11 protein-coding genes are annotated in these 10,789 nt (G+C 61.1%); 4 read left to right on the top strand and 7 right to left on the bottom strand.

Translation table 11 applies throughout. The features are described 5' to 3' along the window. Window positions 1-380: 380 nt before the first annotated feature. The 7 genes from CXY71_RS01265 to CXY71_RS01235 form a co-directional block, all read right to left on the bottom strand. A complete protein-coding gene (locus CXY71_RS01265; protein WP_104133915.1) occupies window positions 381-2,018 on the bottom strand; it encodes a 5-guanidino-2-oxopentanoate decarboxylase in 1,638 nt (545 codons plus the stop codon). Next, window positions 2,015-2,974, bottom strand: coding sequence for an agmatinase (gene speB, locus CXY71_RS01260; protein WP_104133914.1), 960 nt, complete (start codon window positions 2,972-2,974; stop codon window positions 2,015-2,017). Before speB ends, CXY71_RS01265 begins: the two co-directional genes overlap by 4 nt. A gap of 39 nt (window positions 2,975-3,013) precedes the next feature. After that, the gene (locus CXY71_RS01255; RefSeq protein ID WP_104133913.1) at window positions 3,014-3,778 is read right to left on the bottom strand and encodes an amino acid ABC transporter ATP-binding protein; all 765 of its coding nucleotides are present in this window, start codon (window positions 3,776-3,778) and stop codon (window positions 3,014-3,016) included. Then, window positions 3,775-4,695 carry an amino acid ABC transporter permease gene (locus tag CXY71_RS01250; RefSeq protein WP_104133912.1) on the bottom strand — a complete coding sequence of 307 codons (921 nt, stop codon included), beginning with the start codon at window positions 4,693-4,695 and terminating at the stop codon, window positions 3,775-3,777. Before CXY71_RS01250 ends, CXY71_RS01255 begins: the two co-directional genes overlap by 4 nt. Continuing rightward, a complete protein-coding gene (locus CXY71_RS01245) occupies window positions 4,695-5,621 on the bottom strand; it encodes an ABC transporter substrate-binding protein (RefSeq protein WP_104133911.1) in 927 nt (308 codons plus the stop codon). The genes CXY71_RS01250 and CXY71_RS01245 overlap by 1 nt, the downstream gene beginning before the upstream one ends. Window positions 5,622-5,811: 190 nt before the next feature. After that, complete coding sequence (locus tag CXY71_RS01240; protein ID WP_199184140.1) at window positions 5,812-6,360, bottom strand: helix-turn-helix domain-containing protein; 549 nt, start codon at window positions 6,358-6,360, stop codon at window positions 5,812-5,814. Between the two features lie 8 nt (window positions 6,361-6,368). After that, entirely contained in the window at window positions 6,369-7,037 is a 669-nt protein-coding gene (locus tag CXY71_RS01235; RefSeq protein WP_104133910.1) for a cyclase family protein, read from the bottom strand. A 101-nt stretch (window positions 7,038-7,138) separates the two neighbouring features. On the opposite strand from CXY71_RS01235, the gene CXY71_RS01230 reads away from it, so the two are divergent. Genes CXY71_RS01230 through CXY71_RS01215 form a run of 4 tightly spaced genes read left to right on the top strand, consistent with a single transcriptional unit; the run spans window position 7,139 to window position 10,445 of the window. Continuing rightward, entirely contained in the window at window positions 7,139-8,704 is a 1,566-nt protein-coding gene (locus CXY71_RS01230) for a cytosine permease (RefSeq protein ID WP_104133909.1), read from the top strand. Beyond that, entirely contained in the window at window positions 8,701-9,105 is a 405-nt protein-coding gene (locus tag CXY71_RS01225; protein ID WP_104133908.1) for a nuclear transport factor 2 family protein, read from the top strand. Before CXY71_RS01230 ends, CXY71_RS01225 begins: the two co-directional genes overlap by 4 nt. Beyond that, a complete protein-coding gene (locus tag CXY71_RS01220) occupies window positions 9,106-9,795 on the top strand; it encodes an SDR family NAD(P)-dependent oxidoreductase (RefSeq protein ID WP_104133907.1) in 690 nt (229 codons plus the stop codon). It begins immediately after the preceding gene. 44 nt (window positions 9,796-9,839) lie between these two features. Then, the gene (locus tag CXY71_RS01215) at window positions 9,840-10,445 is read left to right on the top strand and encodes an SDR family oxidoreductase (protein ID WP_158252930.1); all 606 of its coding nucleotides are present in this window, start codon (window positions 9,840-9,842) and stop codon (window positions 10,443-10,445) included. Window positions 10,446-10,789: the final 344 nt, after the last annotated feature.

Genomic DNA, 10,789 nt, shown 5'->3' with positions numbered 1-10,789 from the left:
TTACCTGATCAGATGGGCATTCTCGGTTTAACGCGCCGTCAGAATCTCACGTCGACCGGTGGATTCAGGCTAAGTGAGCCCCTGCACAATTGCAGTAATCATTGTTCGAAACCTTTACGTCAGAGAGCCAAGCGACTCCCGCTCATTGAGGAAATCGCAGCCATTACTCTCGAGGGAGCGTGAGGCCTCGCGTGAGCGCCGCGAAGAAAGCGAGTTTCCCACCCACATTGAAGAAACGAAACATGGTGATTCACTAATTCGGCGACGCCACCCACTGTCCTGCGCCGTAACTCCAGAGTCAAAAGGAAAGCGAAGGACGGACGTCATCTAGACCGTAAATCCTTCGTGCGATTTCATCAATGAACTTACGGAGCGGAACATTAAAGGTGCCAATCAGAATTTTTTCGTATTAGTTCAGCCGATGGCGACGGCTGCAGGACCACTTCGATGACGGTCGGACGATCGGCGGCGAGCGCCCGAGCCACCGCCTCGGCCAACCCATCGAGACCGTTCAGCCGCACGCCGTAGCCATTGCACGCCACACCGAGAGCGGGAAAGTCCGGTCCGGAAATGTCCACACCGATCAGGTCGATTCCGCGCTCGATCTGCTGGTCGCGAATCTCGGCGAAGCCGGAGTTGTTCATAATAATGACCGGAAGGCCAAGGCCCTGTTCCGCAGCCGTGACGAGTTCCATCCCGGTGAACTGAAACCCACCGTCGCCGACCAGCGCGATGACCGGCCGCTCCGGAGCGGCCAGTTTGGCGCCGATGGCCGCGGGCAGCCCATAACCGAGAGTCGCGTAACCGGTCGGGTACAGAAACTGATTCGGCTCGTCCATCGGCCAGAAGTGCACGGTGCCGTAGTAAGACACCTGCGCGCTATCTCCAGCGACAATCGTCGTCTCGGGCAGTGCCGCGCGAAGCAATTGCTGCACTTCGCGCCACGGCGCGCCGTCGACGAGTGCGGCAACCTCGACCTTAGTCCGCGCGGCGTCGGCGCGCGCCTGTCCGTTGGATCCGTGAGAATCCGCCACCAGCGCCGTCAGCTCTGACAGGATCGCCCCGGCGTCACCCTCGAGCCCAATGGTCGCTGCCAGGTTCTTGTCGAGCTGCCCAGGATCGATGTCGATTCGAATGACCGCACCGGAGGGCGCGATCGTGCCGCCCCACAGGTCAGAATCGCCGAGTTCCGATCCGACGATTAGGAGTACGTCGGAGTCATTCAGTAGGTCCTGCGCGGGAGCGAGTCGTGCCGAGGCGCCGAGCGACAGCGGGTGGTTCTCCGGGATGACTCCCTTGCCATGCACCGTCGTGACGACCGGAGCATCCAGCAGTTCGGCCAGCCGGAGCACCTCAACATCGGCTCGGCAGGCACCTCCGCCAGCGAGAATACTGACCCGACAGGCCGTGCCGAGCAGGCGCGCAGCGGCAGCCAACGACTCGGCAGACGGGTGCTCCATCTCGCGTTGCACCCCAGGCGGCTCGTTCCCACCTAGCGCCCAAGCCCCCTCCAGGAGGTCTAGCGGAATTTCTAGGTGCACTGGCCGTGGCCGGCCCACCCTCCAACGGTCGAAGATCTCGACAATGGCCGGCCCGATCTCATCGATCTCGCTCACCCGCACACTTCGTTCGAGCAAAGCGTCAAGGTGACCCTGTTGGTCTTTCACTTCGTGCAGCCAGCCGACGTTCTTGCCTTCAAGGCCACGCGGGATGCCGGGTGAGATCACCAACAGCGGAACGGAGTCTGCGTAGGCGGTGGCTGCGGCCGTTGTGACATTGGTCAGACCGGGTCCGCTCGTCGTGATCACGACGCCTGGACGCCCGGAGACTCGGGCATACCCGTCGGCGGCGTATCCCGCGCCCTGCTCGTGCCGCGGAGTGACATGACGGATGCCCGATCCGGCGAGAGCCCGATAAATCTCGAGATTGTGAGTTCCCGGGATACCGAATACGACCTCGACGCCCTCACGCACGAGGGCTTCGACAACGGCTGCCCCGCCGTTGCGAATAACTGTCATGTTCGGGCCACCCGGCGGGTCATGGCGGAGATGAGCTCGTAGGCCACGTGCGAAGCCGCGACCGCAGTAATCTGGGCGTGATCGTAGGCTGGCGCGACTTCGACGACGTCGGCGCCGACCACATTGACCGATCGGAGAGCGCGAATGATGGCGAGCAGCTCGCGGCTGGTGAGCCCGCCGGCCTCGGGGGTTCCGGTGCCTGGTGCGTGTGCCGGATCGAGAACATCGATGTCGACCGAGACGTAGACCGGCCGATCGCCGAGACGGGCCAGCATCCGCTCGATAACTCGGGTGACTCCCTCTGTTTCAAGTTCATGCCCCGCGATAATTGCGAACCCAAGGCGGGCGTCATCGGTCAAGTCGTCGCTGCTGTAAAGCGGGCCACGGATACCGATATGGAGGCTCGCTGTGAGATCGATGAGTCCTTCCTCGGAAGCGCGCCGGAACGGAGTGCCATGGGTAATCGGGGCGCCGAAGTAGGTATCCCAAGTATCCAGGTGCGCGTCGAAGTGCAGCACTGCGACCGGACCGTGCTGTGCGGCGACGGCACGAAGCAGGGGCAGGGCAATCGTATGGTCGCCGCCAATGGTGACCAGTCGTGTGCCGTCCTGGCCGAGATGCTTAGCCGCGACCTCAATTTGCGTGATGGCCTCATCGATATTAAACGGGTTCGCCACGATATCTCCAGCATCGACGACTTGCTGAGCGTTGAATGGCTCGACGTCTTGCACCGGATTGTAGGGACGCAACAACCGGCTCGCCTCGCGAACATGGGCTGGGCCGAATCGGGCGCCGGGCCGGTAACTGACTCCACTATCGAACGGCACGCCGACCACGACGATGTCGGCGTGGCCGACGTCTTCGAGGCGCGGCAAACGCGCAAAGGTAGCGATGCCGGCAAAGCGCGGCGACAGACTGGCGTCCGACGGGCCGACGGGCTGGGGTGACTGGGGCATTAGGTTCCTTAGACAGGGTCCCTGAACGGGAGCGAACGGTCAGATTACTTTGGCGAGAAACCCGCGAGTGCGCGGATGCTGCGGGTCGTCGAGGACCTGTCGGGGCGGCCCTTGTTCGACCACAACGCCGCCGTCCATGAACACCACGCGGTCAGCAACTTCGCGAGCAAAACCGACTTCGTGGGTGACGACGATCATCGTCATCCCGTCACTGGCGAGGTCTTTCATGGTGTCGAGCACCTCGCCGACGAGCTCGGGGTCAAGCGCCGATGTGGGTTCGTCGAAGAGCATCAGCGTTGGGTCGAGTGCGAGTGCCCGAGCGATGGCCACTCGTTGTTGCTGTCCGCCAGAGAGTTGCGCCGGATAGAAATCAGCGCGGTCGCCGAGGTTGACCCGCTCAAGGAGTTCGTGGGCCCGCGCTTCGGCAGCCGCCTTGCTTTGACGTTTCACAAAGATTGGCGCTTCCGTAATGTTCTCCAGAGCGGTGCGATGCGGAAACAAGTTGAACTTTTGAAACACCATTCCGATGCCGCGCCGCTGAGCGGCGATTTCGTGTGGTCGCAGTTCATAGGTATGGCCGTGGGCTCGCCGATACCCGATCAGGTGCCCGTCAACCCAGATCTCTCCCTTATCGATACGGTCGAGATGGTTGATGCACCGCAAGAAGGTGGACTTGCCGGACCCAGACGGCCCAAGTACACAGACCACCTCGCCCCGATCAATTTCCAGGTTTATACCGCGCAGTACCTCGAGGTCTCCGAAGCTCTTGCGCACGTTGACGGCACGCACCAACGGTTCAGTCATGAGGGTGTCCCCTGTCGTTCGGCGGCGCGAATGACGGGCCGTGGCCCGGTGACAGACCGGTCGAGGCGTCGTTCGATGCGCACCTGGATGATGGTGAGGATCGTGGTCAGCAACAAGTACCAGATACTTGCGACGATCAGAAGCGGAATCTGCTGAAAGTTGCGGGAGTAGATCAACTGCACCGCAGTGAGTAGTTCGGGCAGGCCGACAACGATCACCAGTGAACTCAGTTTGAGCATGGAAATTGTGTTGTTGGCGATTGGAGGGAGCACGACCCGCGACGCCTGCGGCAGAATAATCCGGCGGTAGGCCAGCATGCGACTCATCCCCACGGCCTCAGCAGCTTCGCTCTGACCCGGATCAACAGATTTTATGCCAGCCCGAATGATTTCTGCCATGTAGGCGGCCTCATTGAGCCCCAACCCCAGGATCGCGGCCGTGAACTGGCTGATGAGCACATTGGTCGGGATTTCGACGAAAGTCGGCCCGAACGGGATCCCGAGATTGATCACCGGCAGGATCGACCCGAGGAAGAACCAGAACAATAATTGCACCAGGATCGGTGTTCCGCGAAAGAACCAGATATAGCCCGACGCCACGAAACTGAGCACTCGATTTCCCGACAGTCGCATGATGGCTAGGACCGTGCCGAGCACGATGCCCAGAATCATCGCTACGACGGTCAGCTCCAGGGTGAGAACCAGCCCGCGCATGACCGAGCGCTCAAACAAGTACCCCGCTACGAGGTCCAAGCGCAGCTTCTCATTCGTCACCAGGAACTGCACAAACAGAGCGGCCGAAACCAGGATTCCTGCAACGCCGATCCACTGGCCTGGATGCCGAACCGGACGGATCCGTCCACCGTCTACCGGCTGCTCGTTCGCCGTCGTGCGGTTCGACGTTGACGGGACCGTCATTACTCCACGCCGGAGTTGATCGGAGCGCCAGTGAGCGCCTGCTTCTCCAGTCCCCACTTAGCCAGGATCTGGTCGTACACGCCGGACTCAATCACGTTGAGCAGGGCGCCCTGCACGGCATCACGAAGCTCGGGATTGTCCTTGGGAACGACGATGCCAACGGGGAGCGTATTGAACGGGTCGCCAGCGAGTTCGAAAGCGTCGTTTGAGGTCTGGACCGTGTAGGCGAGGGTCACGTCGAGAGCAACGGATGCGTCGGCCCGGCCGCTGGAAACAGCCTGCACGGCACTGGCCTGATCGGGGAAGGGAAGCTTTTCAATCGCAGCTTTGCCCGCGTCCGCACATGCGGCCTGTAACGAATCAATCGTTAAGTCGCCAGTCGCGCCCTTCTCCACGGAGGCGCTGTGGCCGCAGAGGTCCTCCGGACCGTTGATCTCGACGGCGTTGCCGCTCGCGACGAGAATCGATACTCCGGACTGAAGGTAGTCGACGAAGTCGACCTCGGCCTGACGTGAGGGAGTATCGAGGATTCCGGTGAGGGAAAGGTCGTAGCGACCGGCCGCGATCCCGCCGACGATGCCGTCGAAGTTGACGTTTTCAAACTTGAAGTCCACATCAAGGACCTGACCGAGGGCAGCGCCAAGGTCCGCGTCGAAGCCGACCACCGTGGTGCCGTCAGCATCGAAGAACTCCATCGGCGGAAAGGAAACACCCGATGCGACATGCACGATGCCGGCGTTCCGCAGATCGGCCGGCAGAGCCGCGGCCAAGGTCGCATCCGCTTTCAGCGTGTCAATGGCGGATGCGGCATCCGCGGCCACCGCGGAATCGTCGCTCGGAGCTGCGCATCCGCTCAGCAGAAGACCGGATGTGATTAGTCCGGTGAGCAAAGCGATCACGCGCGTGGGAGGGGTGTGTGGCTGCATTGAAAATCCTTCATCTCGACATTGAGTGACCAATAAGAAAGAAAAAATGACTATTGGTAATATTTCCTTGTGGCTATGGTGGGCGCTAGCACCGTGCAATGTCAAGTCCGGCACGACGGAGCGAGGTTTACGTCTGTCGCGGATTGCAGTGCGTCAGACGGCACAACGTATGGGCCGGACAGCGTCGGTTCTATGGCGCGGGGGTCATTACCCAGAGCACCGCGCATTCCTCGGTGCTCGAGGTGTTCCGCCAAGTATGCGGGTCGCGACCACGAAAGGTCATGGCATCGCGGGGGTTGAGCAGAAAATTCTCCTCGCCAATCGTCAGCGTCAACGATCCACTCACCACGAAGACGAATTCGACGTCACAATCCAGCACGTACAGGTCATTCCCGGCCGAACCGCCAGGCTCGATAACGGACTGAATGACCTGAAGCTGGCTTTGTGTGCCCGGGGTCACCAAGAATTCGGACGCCCCACGACCACCGAAATTGATTGGTGATCCCTGGCCGGCACGAACGATCTGCGCTGGGGGAGATTCGAACAGCTCCCCCACTCGCAACCCGACGGCATCGCAAATCGCCACTAACGTGGCGACGGAAGGCGACACCTGGTCGCGCTCGAGCTTGCTAACGAATCCTTGGCTAATGCCGGCAATCGTGGCCACGGCCTCCAAGGTCATGCCATTGCGCAATCGGGCAGCGCGCAAGCGCAACCCGATCGGAACCTGTCGACCCACTTTTAGTCCTAGACCTCGAGCTGCAGCGCAACCGCACGAACCGGTGCGCCATCAGCTGCCTCAAAGGCTATCGGCAGAAGCGACACGAGAGCGTCATCAAAATCGATCGCGGCGAGATTGGTGAGGTTTTCAGCAATCACGCCGGTGACATCGGCAATGATATGGTGCACCGGGAACCCCTCCCCGGGGTGATCTGCATCGGGCGTCTCATCAATGTTGATTGCGTCGATACCGAAGGTGCGCACCCCGAGGGCGATCATGCGGCGGCAAGCATCCGCATCGAGAAACGGGTTGTCAAAGTAGAGGTCGGTACCGTAGTGCGCGCTCCAGCCGGTGTGCAGCAGCACGATGACCCCCGGTTCGAGCTTGTCGGCCACCGGCGTCACATGTTCCCACGTGATCCGGCCGCGCGGGCCGAGGTCGCGCGCATTCACAATCACCGCGCGACCGACGAACCGATCGAGCGGCAGTTCATCAATTTTTGGGGCCGACTCATCGAAGTGGTACGGGGCGTCGACGTGGGTGCCGGTCTGCGATCCCATGCTCACGCTCAAGAGGTTGAATCCGTCGCGTTCAATCGTGCTGTGCACCTCAAAACGCGGCTGGGGATCTCCAGGGTAAGTCTGGGTGGTGGCATTCACGACGAGCGACAGATCAACAACCTTTTTTATCCTCATAGTCAAAAACTATTGCACATTGGTTAAGTGCGACGCTAGTCTCGACCTCAGCTTGTTTTCAGGCCCGCCCCAATACGCGAGTGAAACCGAAGGCAGTAACCATGAACAACAACGACGTTGCCCCCGGCACCGGAGCGGTCACCTTGAACGCTCGGCCCAAAGTCACCGAGGTCGAACAACACGGGATCGACATCATCCCCGACACCGATCGTACCTCTACCTGGGTCGATCTGTTGCGCATCCAGTTTGGCGGGGCCAATACCTTCGCCACCGTTCTGCTGGGTACCTTTCCTATTGTTTTGGGTCTGTCATTCTGGCAAGGGGTGCTCGCTACCGTCGCCGGCGTGCTGGTCGGCGCACTCTTTCTCATGCCAATGGGACTGTTCGGGCCGAAAACCGGCACCAACAATGCCGTCTCGTCCGGAGCATTCTTCGGCGTGCGCGGTCGCGTGGTCGGATCCTTTCTCTCGCTGCTGACCGCGATCGCGTTCTACTCGATCTCCGTCTGGATCAGCGGGGACGCCCTAGTCGGCGCGCTCACCCGGCTCGCCGACGCCACCGACTCGATCGGTCTGCGCACGATCGTGTATGGCGTGATCGGCATCATCGTCATCATCGTGGTCGTGTACGGATTTCAGTTCATGCTCCTGGTCAACAAGACCGCAGTCATCGCGAACACGGCGCTCATTCTGCTGGCCATCGTCGCCTTTTCGGGAACATTCGATGCTGGGTACAACCCCGGCCCATCGGCTTTTGCGCTCGGCGGATTCTGGCCGACATTCGTCGCCTCCGCGCTCATCGTTATGGCCAACCCCATTTCGTTCGGCGCATTCCTCGGGGACTGGTCGCGGTATATTCCCAGAAGCACACCGCCGCGCAAGCTCTTCCTCGCCACCTTCCTCGGGCAACTGTTGACCCTGATTCCGTTCCTGTTCGGAGTTGCGACGGCCACGATCGTCGCCGGTCAAGGCGACTACGTGTTTGCCTTGATTCAGGCCAGCCCGATCTGGTACTCGGTGCTGCTCATGCTCGTCGCCTTCATCGGGGGCCTGTCGACCGGTACCACCTCGCTGTACGGTACCGGCCTCGACTTCTCGTCAGTGTTTCCACGATTCAGTCGGGTGCAGGCAACGATCGCCATCGGTGTTGTCGCGTTCATCTTTATTCTCACCGGGCGACTCTTCTTCGATCTGCTGGAAGCCGTCAACGCTTTCGTCGGTGCCATCATCGTGACGACGACGCCGTGGATCGTCATCATGACAATCGGCTATTTCGTGCGGCGCGGTCACTTCGATGCCCGAAACCTGCAGGTTTTCAATAAGGGCGAGGTTGGCGGCGTGTACTGGTTTCACGCCGGTGTCAACTGGCGCGCAATGGTGGCCTGGGTCGGCGCTGCCACGATCGGTCTGCTCTTTGCCAACTATCCGCCGGTGATTGTCGGCCCGTTCATCGACGCCGGTGGAGGCATCGACCTCAGCGTGCTCATCGCGGTAGTGGCGGCAGCGGTGCTCTATCTCGGAGCGTTGTGGCTCTTTCCGGAACCCCGCTTCGTGTTCGGCGCCAACGGCGCGCGCATCGTGCCCAGCCGGCCCGGCGACCCCGAACCCATAGTGACGGACCATGCATCAACCGCCGCTAAGGTCGCGGTCTCTCGGGCACGCACATGAGTGACGAGGAAATCGATGCACTGATCGCCATTGATGCCATCATCGACAATTTCGCTCGACACAAGCGGGAAGCATACTTTTCCGGCTTTGCAGCGGATGCAACGTTCCTCTTCTATACAGTGCCGCAGCGCCTCGAAAGCCGGGCAGCGTACGAAGCGATCTGGGCGGATTGGGAACGAAACTCAGGCTTCCAGGTACAGAACTGCAAGTCAGAGAGTCGACGTATCCAAGTTATCGGCAGCACCGCCATCTTCAGCCATGACGTCGACACGACGCTCATCCTAAACGGCTCAGTGCGCGACCTCAAAGAACGCGAATCGATCATCATGGAACGCCGGGAGGGTGCCTGGTTGGGTGTTCACGAACATTTGTCAGCGCGACCCTTCGAAGGCGAGGACTAGGTGAGCAGGGTAGCCATCGTGACGGGCGCGGCCAGTGGGCTGGGGGCAGCCGTCTGTCAGTCGTTGCACCGTGACGGATGGACCGTCGCCGGCCTCGACTTACTTACGTCGGACACCGATCTGAGCCTGCAAGCCGACGTGACGGATGCCGCGGCTGTGGCCGCCGCCGTGCAGCGCGCGGCGGCAGAACTCGGCCCGATCGATGCACTTGTGACCGTCGCGGGCGTTTACGAAGAGCTGCCGATCGAGTCGATCACCGATGAACGATGGAACCGTATGCTCGCCGTCAATATCGGCGGTACCATCAACGCCTGCGCCGCAATCATGCCGCTCATGCTCGCGCAGGGTGCCGGCACGATCGTCACCATTTCATCGGACCTTGGCGTGGGGGGCAGCCAGGGTGATGCTCATTACGCCGCGACGAAGGGAGCCATTGTCGGATTCAGCCGCAGTCTTGCCACTGAGCTCGAGGGCAGCGGGTTGACCGTGAACACTGTTGCGCCCGGGGCGGCGGATACGCCCATGCTCGCCGCCGACTCCCCGTGGCGGTCCGAGAGTTTCTTGGCCACACTGCCCGCCGGGCGCCTCGTGCGCCCGGATGAAATCGCCGCCGCCGTGCAGTTTCTCCTCGAGGTCGGCCCGTCCCTCGCCGGGCAAATCGTGTCACCGAACGCAGGAGCAACAATCTAATGATGGGCAGTATTGCACCGGTTGAATCGGCTAGAACGGCTCTGGTGGCACTAAACGATCGCGCGCAGAGCCGCGCCGTAGTGGCACGGCTCACGGCGGACGGCGTGCGCGTCGCAGTGCTCGGTGATCTGATCGATGGCGCGATCCTTTCGGTCGATCCCGGGACAGTTCTCGCGTCGGTAGAACGAGTGGAAGTCGAGTTAGGTTCGCTCAACATCCTGGTTTGCGATGCAGTGTCACCGAAATCCGCTCGATTTATCGACACCCCGCCGACCGAGTGGTTCGAGGCTGTGCGGAGCTCTATGTTTGTTCCGTTCGCGGTGATTCGCGCGGCTGTCCCAGCGCTGCGTCGCGCCGGTGATACTCGGATCCTGCTGGTCGGGACCGGCTGGAGTGCGACCCAAGGCCGCGACGCCACGGCTGCTGCCGCCGCGCAAGGCGGATTGATCGCTTTGATGAAGACGCTGGCCCGCGATCTTGGTCCTGATGGAATAATCGTCAATGAGATTGCGCTCCCGGCTCAGGCACACGACGATCCTGCAATTCCAGCCGCTCTCGCGTCGGCCGTCAGCTACCTCGCGGGGCCACACGGATCGGCCATGATCGGGCAGATCCTCACCCTCGGTCGTGGTGGCGAGCTGCGTCCATAGCATTCCGGTGCCATGCCCCCGGGTCGGCCGGGTGCGATCACTCACGCGCTCACCACTCCTGTGATTTCATCGAAGCCACCACAGGTTATGAGGGCAGCAAAAATCTCGCGATGCGAAGCCGAGTTTCATCTGCACACTCCGCGACGTTCCAGCAGCTGGAGACGCTGACCGGGAAAAATGCAGAGTGAGCTTCTGCGCGCAGCCATACATTTACTATTTGTCACAACAAGATCATGGTCTAACCCGAGAATCGGGCACCGAATCTAAGCCTGAATCCACCGGTCGACGTGAGATTCTGACGGCGCGTTAAACCGAGAATGCCCATCTGATCAGGTAAAATAGGA

It is taken from the genome of Cryobacterium sp. Y62, from assembly GCF_002929785.1.
In the GTDB taxonomy this organism is placed as follows: Bacteria; Actinomycetota; Actinomycetes; order Actinomycetales; family Microbacteriaceae; genus Cryobacterium.
The sequence above is the reverse complement of the archived record's forward strand: the minus strand, read 5'-3'. Positions and strand labels throughout refer to the sequence as shown.

What these genes read in the sequence shown, in the direction of transcription:
- CXY71_RS01255 (WP_104133913.1), bottom strand. Translation starts at nt 3,778, where the DNA reads ATGACTGAACCGTTGGTGCGTGCCGTCAACGTGCGCAAGAGCTTCGGA.
- CXY71_RS01245 (WP_104133911.1), bottom strand. Translation starts at nt 5,621, where the DNA reads ATGCAGCCACACACCCCTCCCACGCGCGTGATCGCTTTGCTCACCGGA.
- CXY71_RS01225 (WP_104133908.1), top strand. Translation starts at nt 8,701, where the DNA reads ATGAGTGACGAGGAAATCGATGCACTGATCGCCATTGATGCCATCATC.
- CXY71_RS01250 (WP_104133912.1), bottom strand. Translation starts at nt 4,695, where the DNA reads ATGACGGTCCCGTCAACGTCGAACCGCACGACGGCGAACGAGCAGCCG.
- speB (WP_104133914.1), bottom strand. Translation starts at nt 2,974, where the DNA reads ATGCCCCAGTCACCCCAGCCCGTCGGCCCGTCGGACGCCAGTCTGTCG.
- CXY71_RS01235 (WP_104133910.1), bottom strand. Translation starts at nt 7,037, where the DNA reads ATGAGGATAAAAAAGGTTGTTGATCTGTCGCTCGTCGTGAATGCCACC.
- CXY71_RS01230 (WP_104133909.1), top strand. Translation starts at nt 7,139, where the DNA reads ATGAACAACAACGACGTTGCCCCCGGCACCGGAGCGGTCACCTTGAAC.
- CXY71_RS01265 (WP_104133915.1), bottom strand. Translation starts at nt 2,018, where the DNA reads ATGACAGTTATTCGCAACGGCGGGGCAGCCGTTGTCGAAGCCCTCGTG.